Source organism: Micromonospora sp. WMMD1082, from assembly GCF_029626175.1.
Taxonomy (GTDB): Bacteria; Actinomycetota; Actinomycetes; order Mycobacteriales; family Micromonosporaceae; genus Micromonospora.
The window spans coordinates 4,936,584-4,954,399 of record NZ_JARUBM010000002.1 but is presented as its reverse complement, the minus strand read 5'-3'; the positions used below and the strand labels follow the sequence as shown (position 1 = coordinate 4,954,399).

The following is a 17,816-nucleotide window of genomic DNA, read 5'->3' as shown; positions in this document are numbered from 1 at the left end:
GAAACGGTTAGAGCAGGGCGTCGAGTGCGGCGGCGGCGAAGACGATCGTCAGGTACGTCGTCGACCAGTGGAACAGCCGCATCGGCTTGACCGGCTCGCCCCGACTGGCCCGCCCGGCGAGCTTGTGCGCCTCCATCAGGAAGATCACGCCCACCACCAGCGTCGGCACGCCGTAGACCGGGCTCAGGCCCAGCGCCCAGACGGCCAGCGAGGTGAGCACCGTCAGCCAGGCGAACAGCACGATCTCGGCGTTGACCCGCCGGACCGAGGCCACCACCGGCAGCATCGGGATGCCGGCCCGGGCATAGTCGTCCTTGTACTTCATGGCCAGCGGGTAGAAATGCGGCATCTGCCAGAAGAAGACCACCCCGAACAGCGCCCACGCCACCGGCGACAACGAGCCGGTCACCGCCGCCCAGCCGATCAGCACCGGCGCGGCACCGCAGGCGCCACCCCAGAATGTGTTCGTCGCCGTCGTGCGCTTGAGCCACAGCGTGTAGACGACGTCGTAGTAGAGGATCGCGGCCAGCGTCAGCCCGGCGGCGAGCAGGTTGGTGAAGGCCGCCATCAGCGTGACGGAGACCACCGCGAGCACCAGGCCGAAGATCAACGCGTTGCGCGGCGTCACGGTGTGCGCCGGCAACGGGCGACGCTTCGTCCGCCGCATCACCTCGTCGATGTCGCGGTCGATATAGCAGTTGAGCACGCTGGCCGCGCCGGCCGCGAGCGAGCCACCGACCAGCACCACCGCGACCAGCCACAGCGACGGCATCCCACCGTGCGCGAGCATCATCGCCGGCACCGTGGTGACCAGCAGCAGTTCCACGATCCGCGGCTTGGTCAGCGTCACGTACGCCGCCAGCACCGCCCGCAGGTCGCGGGGGCGGGCCGGGACCTCCTCGGTCGCACGCACCGGCGTCTGCCCGGCAGGGTTGCTGACGGGGCGCTCGGTGATCATGCTCACGGATTGCCACCTTCCGGCGTCGGCAGGGGAGGTCGGGGCGGCGGGAACCGGCTCGGGTCCACCCACCGCCCCCACACACTACGCGTTGTCGTTTTGGCTGCCCGGGCGACCCGGTAACGGTGCCAACCGTCACACCGGCGGCTGAACCGCAGGGCCGACCGGAAACGTACAGACCAGCATGCTGAGATCCTCGGGCGCACGTTTAGCCGCGCTCGATAGGGTCACCAGTGAGGGTTCCGCCCATCTCGCCGAGGAGCACAAACCACCGTGGCTGCCAACCGACCCGAGCACCCCGCACTTGACTGGTCCGACCTCGACCGCCGCGCCGTGGACACCGTCCGCGTGTTGGCCATGGACGCCGTGGAGAAATCCGGCAACGGCCACCCGGGCACCGCGATGAGTCTCGCCCCCGCGGCGTACCTGCTGTTCAACCGGGTCATGCGGCACAACCCCGCCGATCCGAACTGGCCCGGCCGGGACCGGTTCGTCCTCTCCGCCGGCCACTCCAGCCTGACGCTCTACATCCAGCTCTTCCTCGCCGGCTACCCGCTCAGCCTGGACGACCTGAAGTCGCTGCGGCAGTGGGGCTCGCTCACCCCCGGTCACCCCGAGCACGGGCACACCCCCGGCGTGGAGACCACCACCGGGCCGCTCGGGCAGGGCCTGGGCAACGCCGTCGGCATGGCGATGGCGGCGCGACGCGAGCGCGGCCTGTTCGACCCGGAGGCCGAGGCCGGCGAGTCGGCCTTCGACCACCACATCTGGTGCATCGCCTCGGACGGCGACATCGAAGAGGGCATCAGCCACGAGGCCAGCGCGCTGGCCGGGCACCAGCAGCTGGGCAACCTCTGCGTGATCTACGACGACAACGAGATCTCGATCGAGGACGACACCCGGATCGCGTTGAGCGAGGACGTGGCGGCCCGCTACGCGGCGTACGGCTGGCACGTACAGACGGTCGACTGGCGGCGCGGCGAGGCCGAAGAGGGCGACTACCACGAGAACGCCGAGGAGTTGTACCAGGCGCTACTGGCCGCCCGGGCCGAGACCGGTCGCCCATCGTTCATCGCGCTGCGCACCATCATCGGCTGGCCGGCACCGAACAAGCAGAACACCGGCAAGATCCACGGCTCGGCGCTGGGCGCCGACGAGGTGGCCGCCACCAAGCAGATCCTCGGCTTCGACCCGGCCGGCTCGTTCGAGGTCACCGAGGAGGTGCTCGGCCACACCCGGGAGACGCTGCGCCGCGGCGAGGCCGCGCAGCAGGAGTGGACGGGCGCCTTCGACGCCTGGTCGCAGGCCAACCCGGAGCGCCGTGCCCTCTACGACCGGCTGGCCGGTCGTACGCTCCCCGAGGGCTGGACCGACGCGCTGCCGGAGTTCCCCGCCGACGCCAAGGGTGTCGCCACCCGGGCGGCCTCCGGCAAGGTGCTGGCCGCGCTCGCGCCGGTGCTGCCCGAGCTGTGGGGTGGCTCCGCCGACCTGGCCGAGAGCAACAACACCACGATGAAGGGCGAGCCCTCCTTCGTCCCCAGCCAGTACGCGACCAAGGAGTTCCCCGGCCACGAGTACGGCCGGACGCTGCACTTCGGCATCCGCGAGCACGCCATGGGCGCGATCCTCAACGGCATCGCCCTGCACGGCGGCACCCGCCCGTACGGCGGCACCTTCCTGGTGTTCAGCGACTACATGCGCCCCTCGGTGCGGCTGGCCGCGCTGATGAAGCTGCCGGTGGTCTACGTCTGGACGCACGACTCCATCGGCCTCGGCGAGGACGGCCCGACCCACCAGCCGGTGGAGCACCTGACCGCGCTGCGGGCCATCCCCGGCCTCGACGTGGTCCGGCCGGCCGACGCCAACGAGACGGTGTGGGCCTGGCGGCAGGCCCTCGAACACACCGACCGGCCGACCGCGTTGGCGCTGAGCCGCCAGGCCCTGCCGACCCTGGACCGCTCGCAGCTGGCCGGGGCCGACGGGGTCGCCAAGGGCGGCTACGTGCTGGCCGAGGCGTCCAACGGCAAGCCTCAGGTGATCATCATCGGCACCGGCTCCGAGGTGCAGCTCTGCCTGACCGCCCGGGAGCGGCTGGAGGCCGACGGCACCCCCACCCGGGTGGTCTCGATGCCCTGCCAGGAGTGGTTCCACGAGCAGGACGAGGCGTACCGGGAGTCGGTGCTGCCACGCGGGGTAAAGGCCCGGGTAAGCGTGGAGGCGGGCATCGCGATGTCCTGGCGCGGGATCGTCGGCGACTGCGGCGAGAGCGTCAGCCTGGAGCACTACGGCGCGAGTGCCCCGCACTCCGTGCTCTTCGAGCAGTTCGGCTTCACCCCCGACCGGATCGTCGCCGCCGCGCACGCGGCGCTGACCCGCGTCGGTGACATCACCGGTTTCACGACCGGCAACTGAGGGAGGCGTTGGCGCACATGACGACCGACAGGCTGGGCGAGCTGACCGCCACGGGAGTGGCGGTCTGGCTCGACGATCTTTCCCGGGTACGACTGAGCTCCGGCGGGCTGGACCAGCTGCGCACGGAGAAGCACGTCGTCGGGGTGACCACCAACCCGACGATCTTCGCGAAGGCGTTGAGCGCCGCCGACGAGTACGACTGGCAGCTGCGGGACCTGGCCGCCCGGGGCGTCGACGTGGAAGAGGCCGTCCGCATGCTCACCACGTACGACGTGCGGTGGGCCTGCGACGTGATGCGCCCGTCGTACGACGCCAGCGCGGGCGTCGACGGTCGGGTCTCCATCGAGGTGGACCCGCGGCTGGCCCACGACGCGCAGCGCACCGTGGCCGAGGCCAAGGCGCTGTGGTGGCTGGTCGACCGGCCGAACCTGTTCATCAAGATCCCGGCGACCGAGGCCGGTCTGCCGGCGATCACCGCAGCGTTGGCCGAGGGGATCAGCGTCAACGTCACGCTCATCTTCGGCCTGGACCGCTACTCGCAGGTGATGGAGGCCTTCGTGGCCGGCCTGGAGCAGGCGAAGGCGAACGGTCACGACCTGAGCACGATCGGCTCGGTGGCCTCCTTCTTCGTCTCCCGGGTCGACACCGAGGTCGACGCCCGGCTGGAGAAGCTCGGCTCGGAGCAGGCCAAGGCGCTGCGCGGCAAGGCCGCCGTGGCCAACGCCCGGTTGGCGTACGAGCGCTACAGCGAGGTCTTCGCCACCGACCGCTGGCGGGCCCTGGCCGACGCCGGGGCGCACCCGCAGCGGCCGCTGTGGGCCTCCACCTCGACCAAGAACCCGGACTACCGGGACGTCATCTATGTCGAGGAGCTGATCGCCCCCGGCACGGTCAACACCATGCCGGAGCCGGTCATCCACGCGTACGCCGAGCACGGCGAGACCCACCCCGACACCGTCACCGGCGCCTACGACGACGCACGGCAGGTCTTCGCGGACCTCGCCTCGGTGGGCGTGGACCTGGCCGACGTGATCGACACGCTGGAGCGTGAGGGCGTGGAGAAGTTCGAGTCGAGCTGGCACGAGCTGCTCGACGGCGTACGCAAGTCGCTGGCCGCAGCCGGGCAGGGCACCGGCCACCCGGGCGACGCCGCCCGGGGCAACGCCGACGCCGCCGCGCGGTCCGGAGGAAATGCGTGACGGTGCGACGACCCGGCGCCGCCCACGTCGCCACCGAATCCGGGTGGCGGCGTGGGTGAGCTGCTGGCCGCACCGGCCGAGGCCGCCGCGGGTCTCGCGGTCTACGGCGCGCGGGAGGTGGACGCCGGCGCTCCGGCGTCCACCCGGCAGGCCCTGGTCGACGCCGACGTACCGGCCCGGCTGGCGGCCAAGGACCCGACGCTGTGGGGTCCGGAGGCGGCGACCGGCGCGGCGGCCGGCCTCGGCTGGGTGGACACCCACCGCCGCAGTCGCGAGCTGCTCCCCCAGCTCGCCGAGCTGACGGCGGAGCTGGCCGACCTGGATCATGTGGTGCTCGCCGGCATGGGCGGCTCGTCGCTCGCGCCGGAGGTCATCGCCCGCACCACCGGGCGCCCGCTGACCGTGCTCGACACCACCGATCCCGGGCAGGTCCGGGCCGCGCTGAGCGACCGGCTGGAACGCACCGTGGTGGTGGTGGCCAGCAAGTCCGGCACCACGGTGGAGACCGACAGCCACCGGCGCGCCTACTGGCAGGCGTTCCTGGACGCGGGGATGACCGAGGCCGAGGCCGGCCGCCACTTCGTCATCGTCACCGACCCGGGCTCACCGCTGGAGGCGGTCGCCGCCGAGCTGGGTGCGATCACCGTGCCCGCCGACGCCGGGGTGGGCGGTCGCTACTCGGCGCTGACCGCGTTCGGGCTGGTCCCCTGCGCGCTGGCCGGCGTCGCCGTGGCCGACCTGCTCGACCAGGCCGACGCGTTCGCGGCGTCGCTGGGCCGGACGGAGGGCAACCCCGGGCTGGCGCTCGGCGCCGCCCTCGCCGCCGCGGCCACCGCCGGGCGGGACCGGGTGGTGCTGCTCGCCGACGGCACCGGCGTCGAAGGGCTCGGCGACTGGGTGGAGCAGCTGCTCGCCGAGTCCACCGGCAAGGACGGCCTCGGCATCCTGCCCGTGGTGGTCGAGTCACCGGACAGCCCCGGGGTCGGCGGCGGCGAGCTGCTCACCGTCAGCTACGGCGGCGCGCTCGCCGCCGGCGACGTGCCCGCTCCCGGGACGGCGGCGCCCGACATCGCGGTCAACGGCCCGCTCGGCGCCCAGTTCCTGGCCTGGGAGTACGCGACCGCCATCGCCGCCACGGTGCTCGGGGTCAACCCGTTCGACCAGCCGAACGTGACCGAGGCCAAGGAGCACACCGCCGCGATCCTGGCCGCGGGCGCGCCGGCGCCGGCGCCGTCCTCCGTCGAGGGCGCGATCGAGGTGTACACGGCCCCGGGCGCACCGGGTGACCTGGCCGGCGCGCTGCGCCACCTGCTCGACGGGATCGGCGACGAGGGCTACCTGGCGGTGACGGCGTACCTCGACCGGCACGCCGACGCCACCGCGGCCCGGCTGCGTCCGCTGCTGGCCGGGGCCACCGGCCGGCCGGTCACCTTCGGTTGGGGTCCGCGCTACCTGCACTCCACCGGGCAGTACCACAAGGGCGGGCCACAGGTGGGTAGCTTTCTTCAGGTAACCGGTACGGTCGGCGTTGATCTACCGGTGCCCGGAAAGCCGTACTCCTTCGGGGAACTACAGGCGGCACAGGCCGCCGGCGACCGGCAGGCCCTGGCCGGTCGCGAGCGCCCGCTGCTGCGGCTGCACCTCACCGAGCGGTCGGCGGGCCTGGCCCAACTGCTCGACGCGGTCGGGTCGCTGCGGGCATGACGATGGACGTGGACGACCAGGATCGGGAAGGCACCGTGAGCGCGAGGAGTGAGCCGATCCTGCGAGCCCCACAGTCGCGAACAGAGGAGACAGAGTGAACCCGCTGCGCGACCCGCAGGACCGGCGACTACCACGGATCCCGGAGCCCTGCGCTCTGGTGATCTTCGGGGTGACCGGTGACCTGGCCCAGAAGAAGCTGTTGCCGGCGGTCTACGACCTGGCCAACCGGGGGCTGCTACCGCCCGGTTTCGTGGTGGTCGGGTTCGCCCGGCGGGACTGGGGCGATGGCGACTTCGCCTCGCTGGCCCGCGAGGCGGCCAGGGCACACTCCCGGACGCCGTGGCGGGAGGAGGTGTGGTCGCGGCTCGAACACAACATCAAGTTCGTCGGTGGGTCGTTCGACGACGACGCCGCGTTCGACAATCTCACGCACTGTCTGGACAGCCTGCGCGACAGCCACGGCATCCACGGCAACGCGGCGTTCTACTTCTCCATCCCGCCGGCGGCCTTCCCGGTGGTGCTCAAGCAGCTGGCCCGCACCGGCATGGCCGACAACGAGAAGTGCGGCGGCTGGCGCCGGGTGGTGGTGGAGAAGCCGTTCGGCAACGACCTGCCCTCGGCCAAGGCGCTCAACGACCTGGTCGACGACGTCTTCACCCGGCAGGACGTGTTCCGCATCGACCACTACCTGGGCAAGGAGACGGTCCAGAACATCCTCGCCCTGCGCTTCGCCAACAGCCTCTTCGAGCCGCTGTGGAACTCGCAGTACGTCGACTCGGTGCAGATCACCATGGCCGAGGACGTCGGGATCGGCAGCCGGGCGGGCTTCTACGACTCGGTCGGCACCGCGCGCGACGTGTTGCAGAACCACCTGCTCCAGCTGCTCGCCCTGGTGGCGATGGAGGAGCCGACCAGCTTCGACGCCGACGAGATCCGGGCCGAGAAGCTCAAGGTGCTCAAGGCCATCACCCTGCCGGGCGACGTGGCGCAGGGCACCGTACGCGGGCAGTACCTGCCCGGCTGGGTCGGTGGCCAGCGGGCCAAGGGCTACCTGGAGGAGAACGGCGTCCCGCCGACCTCGACCACCGAGACGTACGTGGCGGTGCGGCTCGGCATCCAGAACCGCCGGTGGGCGGAGGTGCCGTTCTACATCCGGGCCGGCAAGCGGCTGCCGCGGCGGGTCACCGAGGTCGCGGTGATGTTCAAGCAGGCACCGCACCTGCCGTTCAACCCGGCCGACATGGAGATGCTCGGCAACAACCAGCTGGTGATCCGGGTCCAGCCGGACGAGGGCGTGGTGCTCAAGTTCGGTTCCAAGGTGCCGGGGACCACGATGGAGGTCCGCGACATCGCGATGGACTTCCAGTACGGCGAGGCGTTCACCGAGTCCAGCCCGGAGGCGTACGAGCGGCTGGTCCTGGACGTGCTGATCGGCGACCGGACGCTCTTCCCGGACGCCGCCGAGGTCGAGCAGAGCTGGGCCGTGGTGGATCCGCTGGAGCACGCCTGGGAGGGCACGAAGCCCGAGCCCTACCGGGCCGGCGAGTGGGGCCCCCGGGCCTCCGACGAGATGCTGGCCCGCGAGGGCCGGTCCTGGCGGCGGGCGTGAGCGAGCGGAGCGAGCGAACCATTGGGTTCAGCACCACGGCACCTTGCGTCGCCGGTGAGCGAAGCGAGGCGGCGGCGCGAGGCGGGCACGGCGAGCGAGGCAGGAGGCTGCGGTGATCGGACTGTGGGACACCACCGGCAACGAGGTGGTCAAGGCGCTCGCCGCCGAACGGCGCAGCGCCGGCGGGGTGGCCAGCGGGATGGCGCTGACCCTGATCGTGGTGGTGGACGAGAAGCGGGTCCGCGACGCGGAGGCGGCGGCCACCATCGCCGCCGCCGCGCATCCGTGCCGGCTGCTGGTGGTGGTCCGCTCGGACACCGACCGGGACCGCAACCGCCTCGACGCGGAGATCGTGGTCGGCGGGCGGCTGGGACCGTGCGAGGCCGTGGTGATGCGGATGTACGGGCGGCTGGCGCTGCACGCCGAGTCGGTGGTGATGCCGCTGCTGGTGCCGGACGTACCGGTGGTCACCTGGTGGCACGGCGAGCCGCCGGAGGAGATCGCCACGGACTTCCTCGGCGTGGTCGCCGACCGGCGCATCACCGACACCGCGCAGGCCGCCGACCCGATCGCGGCGCTGCGGCAGCGGGCCCGGGACTACGCCCCCGGCGACACCGACCTCGCGTGGACCCGGATCACCCCGTGGCGCACCCTGGTGGCCGGCGCGTTCGACACCACCGAGGCGCAGCTCACCGAGGCCGCGCTGGTCGCGCCGCCGGCCGACCCGACCGCCGCGCTGATGCGCGGCTGGCTGCGCAGCCGGCTGGGCATCAAGCCGCGCTGGGACCGGACACGGGAGTTTCCCCGGATGCGCGAGGTCCAGCTGCGCTGCGCCAACGGCGACGAGCTGACGCTGACCCGCGAGGACAGCATGGCCACCTTCCGGCGTACCGGCCAGGAGGACCGGGTCCTTCCGCTGGTGCGTCGGCCGCTCGGCGACGAACTGGCCGAGGAGTTGCGCCGGCTCGGCCCCGACCAGGTGTACGCGGAGGCGCTGGGCGCCTTCGCCGGGCTGGCGAACCTGGAGCGGCGGCCGGGCCAGCGGGTGCACATCTGGCGGGATCCGGCCACCGCCAAGCGGGCCGAGGCCGGCGTCACCGCGCACACCGCCACGAGCCCCGCCTCCTGACCCACCCCCGCAGGCACGACACCGACCGCCCCGCGGTCGCGGAAGGACAGCATGAGTGAGGCGAGTGTCGCCGTCCACGCCGACGCCGACCTGCTGGCGCAGGCGGTCGCGGCCCGGTTGGTGGTGAGGCTGCTCGACGCGCAGGCCGAACGGGGCCAGGCGTCGGTGGTGCTCACCGGCGGGCGGATCGCCGCGGCGGTCTACCGTGCGGTGGGCGCGCTGCCGGCCCGGGACGCCGTGGACTGGTCCCGGGTGGATTTCTGGTGGGGCGACGAACGGTTCCTGCCGGCCGGCGATCCGGAGCGCAACGAGACCCAGGCCCGCGCGGCGCTGCTCGACGCGCTGCCGGTGGATCCGTCCCGGGTCCACCCCGTGCCGGCCTCCGATGCCGGGGCCGACCCGGAGGAGGCCGCCGCCCGGTACGCGGCGGAACTCGCCCGGGCGGCCCGGCCCGGCACCGCCGTGCTGCCCCACTTCGATGTGCTGATGCTCGGCGTCGGCGAGGACGGGCACGTCGCCTCGGTCTTCCCGGGGCACCCGGTGCACCACGAGAGCCGGCCGGTGAGCGCGGTCCGGGGCAGCCCGAAGCCGCCGCCGGTACGCGTCACCCTCACCCTGCCGGCGATCAACACCGCCGAGGAGGTGTGGCTGGTGGCCGGCGGTGCCGACAAGGCTCACGCGGTCGGTATGGCGCTGGGCGGCGCCGGGCCGGTGCAGGTGCCGGCCGCCGGCGTGCAGGGGACCGGACGCACCCTCTGGCTGCTCGACCGCGCCGCGGCCGCCGACCTCCCCGCCCGCTTCCGCAGCCTGCGGTGACAGGAAGGGCTCAGTCAGCGCCGCGACGCTGGCGCAGCGCGGCCAGGGCCTCGGCGAGGATCGCCTCACCCTCGGCGTCGGTACGCCGTTCCTTCACGTACGCCAGGTGCGTCTTGTACGGCTCTGGCCGGGTCCGGCCGGGGGGATCCTGGGCATCCTGACCGGCCGGCAGCCCGCAGCGGGGGCAGTCCCAGACGCTCGGGGCCGCCGCGTCGGCGACGATCCGGATGTCGGTGCGGTGCCCGTTGCGGCACCAGTAGCTGACCGACCGGCACGGGACCGGCTGGTGACGTTCGGGGTGGCGGGGAGGCGCGGACCCGACCCGGGCGCCCCGGATGACGTGGCCGTTCGGCACGGCGCTAGCTCCTGTCGTCGGAGGGGACCGCCGTCGGGGGGTGACGGCGGGCGACGCGGTGCAGCGGGTGAAACGGACTGCGCGCGGCCCGTCGGTGACGGACCGCGCGCAGATTGTACGCCTCGGGGGCCTGCTCAGACGCCCGTACCTACCTCAAGCCGGAGCCAGAGCCCGAGCCCGATGATGCAGGCGAACCAGACGATGCCCACCAGAACGGTGTAGCGGTCGAGGTTCTTCTCGGCCACCGACGAGCCAGCCAGGCTGGAGCTGACGCCACCGCCGAACATGCTGGACATACCACCGCCCTTGCCGCGGTGCAGCAGGATGAGCAGGACGAGCAGGAAGCTCGTGATGACCAGCAACACGATCAACGTGTAGGCGAACCAGATCGGCATGGCGGGGGTCAGTCCTCTCGTTACGATCCGAGCCCGGGCAGTTCGGGCACGGCGGCACCGACCGGCGGACGGGCGGAGTCAAGGATAGCGAGCGATCAGCCGGTGATGTGCTCCGGGAAGCGGCAGATCTTCGCGAACTCCTCGGCGTCCAGGCTGGCGCCACCGACCAGGGCGCCGTCCACGTCCGGCTGGGCCATGATCGAGGCGACGTTCGACGACTTCACCGAGCCGCCGTAGAGGATCCGGACCTGGTCGGCGGTGCCCTGGTCGAGGGTCTCGGCCAGCCGGGCCCGCAGCGCGCCGCACACCTCCTGGGCATCCTCCGGGGTGGCCGTCTTGCCGGTGCCGATCGCCCAGACCGGCTCGTAGGCGACCACCACCGCGGTCACCTGCTCCGGGCTCAGCCCCTTCAGCGCCGCGTCGAGCTGGTCGGTGCAGTGCGCCACGTGGGTGCCCTGCTCCCGGACGTCCAGCCCCTCCCCCACGCAGAGGATCGGGGTGAGCCCGTGGGCCAGCGCCGCCTGCACCTTGGCACCGACCAGCGCGTCGTCCTCGCGGTGGTAGGCCCGCCGCTCGGAGTGCCCGACCACCACGTACGTGCAGCCCAGCTTGGCCAGCATCGGCCCGGCGATCTCGCCGGTGTAGGCGCCCGACGCGTGCGGGGAGAGATCCTGCGCGCCGTAGCCGATGAGCAGCTTGTCGCCCTCCACCACGGTCTGCACCGTACGCAGGTCGGTGTACGGCGGCAGGACCACCGTCTCGACCTCGGTCAGCTGCTTCTCGGTGAGGCTGGCGGCCAGCTTCTGCACCAGCAGGTTCGCCTCGAGGTGGTTGAGGTTCATCTTCCAGTTGCCGGCCATCAGCGGCCGGCGGGGAGCGGGTGCCATCAGTTCTCCAGGGCCGCGATGCCGGGGAGGGTCTTGCCCTCCAGGTATTCCAGGGAGGCGCCACCGCCGGTGGAGATGTGCCCGAAGGACTTCTCGTCCAGCCCCAGCGCCCGCACCGCGGCGGCCGAGTCACCGCCACCGACCACGCTGAAGGCGTCGGAGGCCGCGATCGCCTCGGCGACGCCCCGGGTGCCGTTGGCGAACGCCGCCATCTCGAACACGCCCATCGGGCCGTTCCAGAAGATCGTCCGCGCGTTGGTGGGGCCACCCTCCGAACCGCGCAGCGCGGCGGCGAACCCGGCGACGGTCTCCGGCCCGATGTCGAGCCCCACCCGGTGGCTGGGGATGCCGTCGGCGGGCACCACGTCGTGCGCGGCGTCCGGGGCGAAGGCGTCCGCGGCCACCACGTCGACCGGGAGCAGGATCTTGCCGTCGGCGCGCTCCAGCAGGTTGCGGCAGGTCTCGACCATGTCCTTCTCGAGCAGCGAGGTGCCCACCTCGTGGCCCTGCGCCTTGAGGAAGGTGAAGCACATGCCGCCGCCGATGAGCAGCCGGTCGACGGTCGGCAGCAGCGCCTCGATCACCGCGAGCTTGTCGGAGACCTTGGAGCCACCCAGCACCACCACGTACGGCCGCTCGGGGTCGCCGGTGAGCGTGGAGAGGACCTCCACCTCCCGCAGCACCAGGCGGCCGGCGACGTGCGGCAGCCGCGCGGGCACGTCGTAGACGCTGGCGTGCTTGCGGTGCACGGCACCGAACGCGTCGTCGACGTACGCGTCGCCGAACGCGGCGAGCTGGTCCGCGAAGGCGCCCCGCTCGGCGTCGTCCTTGCTGGTCTCACCCTTGTTGAAGCGGAGATTCTCCAGCAGCGCCACCTCGCCGTCGGCGAGCGCCGCCACGGTGGCGGTGGCCGACTCGCCGACCGTGTCGGTGGCGAAGTGCACCGGCGTGCCGAGCAGTTCGCCGAGCCGGCCGGCGACCGGGCCGAGGCTGAACTGCGGATCCGGCGCGCCCTTCGGCCGGCCCAGGTGCGAGCAGACGACCACCTTGGCACCGGCCTCGGTGAGCGCACCCAGGGTCGGCAGCACCGCGCGGATCCTGCCGTCATCAGTGATCTCGCCGGTCTGCTTGTCGAGCGGGACGTTCAGGTCGGCGCGCACCAGCACGCGCCGACCCGACACCCCCTCGGCGAGCAGGTCGTCGAGGGTGCGGATGCCACTCACAGAGCTAGCCTTCCGTTCGTGACTGCGGGGCTCGCAAGCTCACTCCTCGCACTCACAGCGACGAACCCACGAGCTTCACGAGGTCGACCAGGCGGTTCGAGTAGCCCCACTCGTTGTCGTACCAGCCGACCACCTTGACCTGGTTGCCGATGACCTTGGTCAGCGGCGCGTCGAAGATGCACGACGCCGGGTCGGTGACGATGTCGGCGGAGACGATCGGGTCCTCGTTGTAGGTCAGGATGCCCCTCAGCGGGCCGTCCGCGGCGGCCTTCAGCGCGGCGTTGACCTCGTCCACCGTGGTCTCCCGGCCGACGGTGACGGTGAGGTCGGTGGCGGAGCCGGTGGGGATCGGCACCCGCAGCGCGTACCCGTCGAGCTTGCCCTTCAGATCCGGCAGCACCAGGCCGATGGCCTTCGCGGCGCCGGTCGAGGTCGGCACGATGTTCAGCGCGGCGGCCCGGGCCCGGCGCAGGTCCTTGTGCGGCGCGTCCTGGAGGTTCTGGTCCTGGGTGTACGCGTGGATGGTGGTCATCAGACCACGCTCGATGCCGAACGTGTCGTGCAGCACCTTCGCCATCGGGGCGAGGCAGTTGGTGGTGCAGGAGGCGTTCGAGATGATGGTGTGCTGGGCCGGGTCGTAGGCGTCCTGGTTGACGCCGAGCACGATGGTGACGTCCTCGTTCTTGGCCGGCGCCGAGATGATGACCTTCTTGGCCCCACCGTCGATGTGCGCCCGCGCCTTGGTGGCGTCGGTGAAGAAGCCGGTGGACTCGATGACCACGTCCGCGCCGACGTCGCCCCACGGCAGCGCCGCCGGGTCCTTCTCGGCGTACGCCTTGATGCTCTTGCCACCGACGGTGATCTCGTCGGCGGTGGCCTTGACCTCCTGCGGGAGGCGACCCAGGATGCTGTCGTACTTGACAAGGTGGGCGAGCGTGCCGTTGTCGGTGAGGTCGTTGACCGCCACGACCTCGATGTCAGCGCCGGACGCCAGCACTGCCCGGAAGAAGTTACGGCCGATCCGGCCGAAGCCGTTGATGCCAACCCGGATGGTCACAGGTCCCATCTCCTCGCGTTCTGGTCCGCCGGCGGGGAGACCCTCGGCCGGCGAAGTGGTGTGCGCCGACCGTTGGGGCCGGCCGTTGACGGTTCATCTCGGCCACCCCGCCGCGGTCCGAGGGACCTGACCGCCGTCGAGGCGGTGGGCACGGCGGGGAGCGCCGGTGTCGGCCCCCTTGCCGTACGCAGCGACCATATCCGAGCGCGCCGAGCCACGCTGCGCCGGGTGGCTGCCCTGCCCGCGCGGTGACGGCCCACCGTCCTATCAGACCACGAGCATGTCGGGCGTGACGGCCGCTTCGGTATCCGGGATGCCCAGGTCGCGCGCCCGCTTGTCGGCCAGGGCCAGCAACCGGCGGATCCGGCCCGCGATGGCGTCCTTGGTCAGCGGCGGGTCCGCCAGCGCGCCCAGTTCCTCCAGGGACGCCTGCCGGTGCTCCAGCCGTAGCCGGCCGGCCGAGGTCAGGTGCTCCGGCGCGTCGTCGGCGAGGATCTCCAGTGCCCGGGTCACCCGGGCCGCGGCGGCCACCGCCGCGCGGGCCGAGCGCCGCAGGTTGGCGTCGTCGAAGTTCGCCAGCCGGTTGGCCGTCGCGCGCACCTCGCGCCGCACCCGGCGCTCCTCCCAGGCCAGCACGCTGGCGTGGGCGCCGATCCGGGTCAGCAGCGCGGCGATCGCGTCGCCGTCCTTGACCACCACCCGGTCGACGCCGCGTACCTCGCGGTTCTTGGCGGTGATGCCGATCCGCCGCGCCGCGCCGACCAGGGCGAGCGCGGACTCCGGGCCCGGGCAGGTGATCTCCAGGGCGCTGGAGCGGCCCGGCTCGGTCAGCGAACCGTGCGCCATGAACGCGCCCCGCCAGGCCGACACCGCGCAGCACACGCTGGCCGCGACCACGTGCGGTGGAAGCCCCCGCACCGGCCGACCCCGCACGTCCAGCAGGCCGGTCTGCCGGGCCAGCGCCTCGCCGTCCTTGACGACCCGGACGATGAAGTGGCTGCCCTTGCGCAGCCCGCCGGAGGCGAGCACGTGGATCTCGCTCGGATAGCCGTAGACCTCGGCGATCTCGCGCCGCAGCCGGCGGGCCACCGCACCCGTGTCGAGTTCCGCCTCCACCACCACCCGGCCGGAGACGATGTGCAGCCCACCGGCGAACCGCAGCAGCGCCGCCATCTCCGCCCGCCGGCAGCAGGGCTTGGGCACGTCGACCCGACTCAGCTCGTCCTTGACCGCAGCCGTCATCGCCATGTGCGTCCCCTCACGGACCCGTTCCGGCGTGTCGCCGGAGATTACGTACGTGTCTAACGATCGGCGCCCAGTACGGGCACCAGGGCGGCGCCCAGAGCAGCAGGATCATGACGGGGAGTACCGTCGTCGACCGCGACGGGGGCGAGGACCAGTCGGGCTCCCAGCGATTCTGCCGCACGGTTGACGGGCTCGGGGTCACCGACCGCCTTGGCGTCGGCGAGCACGAAGTCGGCCGTCAGCTCCGGCAGGTACCACCGCAGCGCCGCCAGGTGGTCGGCGACGGAGAGGCCGAGGGTTTCCTTCTCGGCGGCGAGGTTGAGGGTGACCAGCCGCCGGGCCGGGCTGGCCAGGATCGCCGCGGCCAGCTGCGGCACCAGCAGGTGCGGCAGGACGCTGGTGTACCAGCTGCCCGGCCCGAAGATCAGCCAGTCGGCGGTGCCGATCGTGGCGACCGCCTCCGCGCACGCCGCCGGCGCCTGCGGGGTGAGTCGCAGCGACTCGACCCGCCCCGTGGTGACCGCGACCTGGTGCTGGCCGCGTACGGTGCACACCTCGTCGGGCCGGCCCGGGTCCGCCCCGCGTACCTGGGCCTCGATGTCGACCGGCTGGCGGGACATCGGCAGCACCCGGCCGACCGCACCGAGCATCGCCCCCGCGTGCTCCAGCGCGGCCACCGGATCGCCCAGCAGCTCCATCAGCCCGCAGAGCAGCAGGTTGCCCACCGCGTGCCCGGCCAGCCCGTCGCCCCGACCGTCGACCGTCGCCTCGACGAACCGGTGCTGGAAGAGCCCGGCGCTGCGCCGGGTCGCGGGATGGTCGCCGGCCAACGCGACCAGCGCCTGCCGCAGGTCGCCGGGGGGCAGGCCGCCCCGCTCGGCGCGCAGCCGGCCGCTGGATCCGCCGTCGTCACCGACGGTCACCACCGCCGTGATGTCCAGGTCCAGCTCGGGGGCGCAGCGACGCAACGCGCGCAGCGAGGCGGACAGGCCGTGGCCGCCGCCGAACGCCACCACCCGGATCGTCATTCCCGCCCCAGGTCCCGGTGCTGGGCGTTGGCGGCCAACCCGGTGTGGCGCAGCCGGGCCGCCAGCTCCTCGGCGATCGCCACGCTGCGGTGCTTGCCACCGGTGCAGCCGACCGCCACGGTCAGGTACCGCTTGCCCTCCCGCTCGAAGCCGGCCGTGGTGGCGTTCACCAGATCCGCGTACGCGGTGACGAAGGCGTCCGCCCCCTCCTGCCCCAGCACGTACGCGCTGACCGCCTCCTCCCGCCCGGTGTGCTCGCGCAACTCGGGCACCCAGTACGGGTTGGGCAGGAACCGGGCGTCGAGGACGAAGTCGGCGTCCGGCGGCAGGCCGTACTTGAAGCCGAAGGAGATCACCGTCAGCCGCAGCCGGCGGGCGTCCTCCCCGCCGAACAGCTCCTCGATCCGGCGGCGCAGCTGGTTGACGTTGAGATGGCTGGTGTCGATGATCACATCGGCCTGGTCGCGGGCCTCCTCCAGCAGGCCCCGCTCGACCGCGATGCCGTCGGCGAGCCGCCCGTCGCCCTGCAACGGATGCGAGCGCCGCACGCTCTCGAACCGGCGGATGAGCACCTCGTCGTCGGCGTCGACGAAGACCACGCGGGGGGCGTAGCCGCGCTCCTTCAGCTGCCGGATCGCCTCGGCCAGGTCGGTGGAGAAGGCCCGGGAGCGTACGTCCAGCACCATCGCGGTGCGCCGCGCCGCGCCACCGGCCTTCACCGCCAGCTCGGCCATGTCCAGCAGCAGCGCCTGCGGCAGGTTGTCGACGACGTAGAAGCCCACGTTCTCCAGGGCCCGGGCCACCGTGCTGCGCCCGCCACCGGACAGGCCGGTGACCACGACCAGTGTGGTGTCCGTCTCGGCCGCCGGCCCGGTCTGCTCGCCGGCTGCGCCGGCCCGGTGACCGGTCGTGTGCGCCTCGCCCACCCGTCAAACCCCCCAACCGTGGCGCCACGGTCGATGCCGACCGGGCATGGTCAGCAGCGACTCTAACGCGCCGGTGTCGGCGCGGCGGGACGCACCGCCACTCGCGTCCGTTGCCGCTGGCCTGCGGGACCGGGGGCCCTTCCGGGCACTGACGTGTCGGCTTGCTGACGGTGCGTGGCCGGCGGTGCGGCTATCCTCCGGCCATGGGCAGGCACGGGGCGCGGCTGCGCTGGGTGGTGGCCCTCGTGTCGGTCACGGTCGCCGTGCTGGCCACGGTCGACCGGTTCGTCGAGCGCGAACGCGAGTGGGCAGGCGGCGGCGACCAGGTCGCGGTGACCGTCGAGGCCCGCCTGCCGGAACCGGACCAGGTGCCCGCCACCGCCGCCGCGCTCGGCTGGCCCGACGCGGAGAACCAGGTTCGCGGCGATCCCGAGAACCAGTCGGTGGTGTTGCGACTGCGCTGGTCCGGACCGAGTCGGGTCGGCAGATACCAGGTCATCCTGCTGGACGGCCGGGACACTCCCGCCCGTGTCGTCCGCCCGTACGCCGGCTGGGACGCCGCCGGGGGCACCGGATACAACTGGGCGGGGACGTACGAGGTGCTGGCCGAGCGGTACAGCTGGCTCGCCGGCACCGCCTCTCGGGTAACACCGGACGGATCGGTCACCGCCCCGCCGGACGCCGGTGCGGTGGGCACCCGCGCGCTCGGCGACGGCAGCCTGGTCGCCGTCTTCCGGCTCGGGCCCCGGGCCCTGCCGCTGGACGACCCGTCGCGCCTGGTGGTGGCGTTCTGCTACGTCGACCCCGACGGCGACGTGCGCTGGGCCAAGCAGGTGCTGGTTCCGCCGGCCCATGACTGAGCGACGGCCGGCC

The 17,816-nt window shown here is 72.8% G+C and carries 16 protein-coding genes; 7 read left to right on the top strand and 9 right to left on the bottom strand.

Features of this window, described 5'->3' with window-relative positions; genetic code table 11:
• Positions 1-7 precede the first annotated feature (7 nt).
• Entirely contained in the window at positions 8-964 is a 957-nt protein-coding gene (locus O7615_RS22865; protein ID WP_278179842.1) for a heme o synthase, read from the bottom strand.
• Positions 965-1,231: 267 nt separating this feature from the next.
• On the opposite strand from O7615_RS22865, the gene tkt reads away from it, so the two are divergent.
• The 6 genes from tkt (at position 1,232) to pgl (ending at position 9,827) form a co-directional block, all read left to right on the top strand.
• Complete coding sequence (tkt, locus tag O7615_RS22860; protein WP_278179841.1) at positions 1,232-3,370, top strand: transketolase; 2,139 nt, start codon at positions 1,232-1,234, stop codon at positions 3,368-3,370.
• Positions 3,371-3,387: 17 nt separating this feature from the next.
• The gene (tal, locus tag O7615_RS22855) at positions 3,388-4,569 is read left to right on the top strand and encodes a transaldolase (protein ID WP_278179840.1); all 1,182 of its coding nucleotides are present in this window, start codon (positions 3,388-3,390) and stop codon (positions 4,567-4,569) included.
• Positions 4,570-4,620: 51 nt separating this feature from the next.
• On the top strand, positions 4,621-6,273 hold the full coding sequence (locus O7615_RS22850; protein ID WP_278179839.1) for a glucose-6-phosphate isomerase: 1,653 nt from the start codon (positions 4,621-4,623) through the stop codon (positions 6,271-6,273).
• A 94-nt stretch (positions 6,274-6,367) separates the two neighbouring features.
• A complete protein-coding gene (gene zwf, locus O7615_RS22845; RefSeq protein WP_278179838.1) occupies positions 6,368-7,882 on the top strand; it encodes a glucose-6-phosphate dehydrogenase in 1,515 nt (504 codons plus the stop codon).
• 112 nt (positions 7,883-7,994) lie between these two features.
• On the top strand, positions 7,995-9,011 hold the full coding sequence (locus tag O7615_RS22840) for a glucose-6-phosphate dehydrogenase assembly protein OpcA (protein WP_278179837.1): 1,017 nt from the start codon (positions 7,995-7,997) through the stop codon (positions 9,009-9,011).
• Between the two features lie 51 nt (positions 9,012-9,062).
• Positions 9,063-9,827 (top strand): 6-phosphogluconolactonase, encoded by a 765-nt coding sequence (pgl, locus tag O7615_RS22835; RefSeq protein WP_278179836.1) that lies wholly within the window; start codon positions 9,063-9,065, stop codon positions 9,825-9,827.
• Between the two features lie 10 nt (positions 9,828-9,837).
• On the opposite strand, the gene O7615_RS22830 is transcribed toward pgl, so the two are convergent.
• The 8 genes from O7615_RS22830 to rapZ all read right to left on the bottom strand — a co-directional run bounded on the left by O7615_RS22830 (position 9,838) and on the right by rapZ (position 16,862).
• The gene (locus tag O7615_RS22830) at positions 9,838-10,182 is read right to left on the bottom strand and encodes an RNA polymerase-binding protein RbpA (protein ID WP_278179835.1); all 345 of its coding nucleotides are present in this window, start codon (positions 10,180-10,182) and stop codon (positions 9,838-9,840) included.
• 134 nt (positions 10,183-10,316) lie between these two features.
• Complete coding sequence (gene secG / locus O7615_RS22825; RefSeq protein ID WP_169596407.1) at positions 10,317-10,577, bottom strand: preprotein translocase subunit SecG; 261 nt, start codon at positions 10,575-10,577, stop codon at positions 10,317-10,319.
• Between the two features lie 95 nt (positions 10,578-10,672).
• Positions 10,673-11,464 carry a triose-phosphate isomerase gene (gene tpiA, locus O7615_RS22820; protein WP_278179834.1) on the bottom strand — a complete coding sequence of 264 codons (792 nt, stop codon included), beginning with the start codon at positions 11,462-11,464 and terminating at the stop codon, positions 10,673-10,675.
• Entirely contained in the window at positions 11,464-12,678 is a 1,215-nt protein-coding gene (locus O7615_RS22815) for a phosphoglycerate kinase (protein ID WP_278182199.1), read from the bottom strand. Before O7615_RS22815 ends, tpiA begins: the two co-directional genes overlap by 1 nt.
• A gap of 61 nt (positions 12,679-12,739) precedes the next feature.
• Positions 12,740-13,744, bottom strand: coding sequence for a type I glyceraldehyde-3-phosphate dehydrogenase (gene gap, locus O7615_RS22810; RefSeq protein WP_278179833.1), 1,005 nt, complete (start codon positions 13,742-13,744; stop codon positions 12,740-12,742).
• Between the two features lie 267 nt (positions 13,745-14,011).
• Positions 14,012-14,992: a DNA-binding protein WhiA gene (gene whiA / locus O7615_RS22805; RefSeq protein ID WP_278179832.1), complete on the bottom strand. Its 981-nt coding sequence runs from the start codon at positions 14,990-14,992 to the stop codon at positions 14,012-14,014.
• A 53-nt stretch (positions 14,993-15,045) separates the two neighbouring features.
• Positions 15,046-16,017 (bottom strand): uridine diphosphate-N-acetylglucosamine-binding protein YvcK, encoded by a 972-nt coding sequence (gene yvcK, locus O7615_RS22800; protein ID WP_278179831.1) that lies wholly within the window; start codon positions 16,015-16,017, stop codon positions 15,046-15,048.
• Positions 16,014-16,862 carry an RNase adapter RapZ gene (gene rapZ, locus O7615_RS22795; protein ID WP_278182198.1) on the bottom strand — a complete coding sequence of 283 codons (849 nt, stop codon included), beginning with the start codon at positions 16,860-16,862 and terminating at the stop codon, positions 16,014-16,016. The genes yvcK and rapZ overlap by 4 nt, the downstream gene beginning before the upstream one ends.
• 284 nt (positions 16,863-17,146) lie before the next feature.
• On the opposite strand from rapZ, the gene O7615_RS22790 reads away from it, so the two are divergent.
• Positions 17,147-17,803, top strand: coding sequence for a hypothetical protein (locus O7615_RS22790; protein WP_278179830.1), 657 nt, complete (start codon positions 17,147-17,149; stop codon positions 17,801-17,803).
• The last annotated feature ends 13 nt before the right edge of the window (positions 17,804-17,816 follow it).

Coding starts and splice junctions, on each gene's coding strand:
- tal (WP_278179840.1), top strand. CDS start 3,388: ATGACGACCGACAGGCTGGGCGAGCTGACCGCCACGGGAGTGGCGGTC.
- pgl (WP_278179836.1), top strand. CDS start 9,063: ATGAGTGAGGCGAGTGTCGCCGTCCACGCCGACGCCGACCTGCTGGCG.
- secG (WP_169596407.1), bottom strand. CDS start 10,577: ATGCCGATCTGGTTCGCCTACACGTTGATCGTGTTGCTGGTCATCACG.
- tpiA (WP_278179834.1), bottom strand. CDS start 11,464: ATGGCACCCGCTCCCCGCCGGCCGCTGATGGCCGGCAACTGGAAGATG.
- whiA (WP_278179832.1), bottom strand. CDS start 14,992: ATGGCGATGACGGCTGCGGTCAAGGACGAGCTGAGTCGGGTCGACGTG.
- yvcK (WP_278179831.1), bottom strand. CDS start 16,017: ATGACGATCCGGGTGGTGGCGTTCGGCGGCGGCCACGGCCTGTCCGCC.
- O7615_RS22790 (WP_278179830.1), top strand. CDS start 17,147: ATGGGCAGGCACGGGGCGCGGCTGCGCTGGGTGGTGGCCCTCGTGTCG.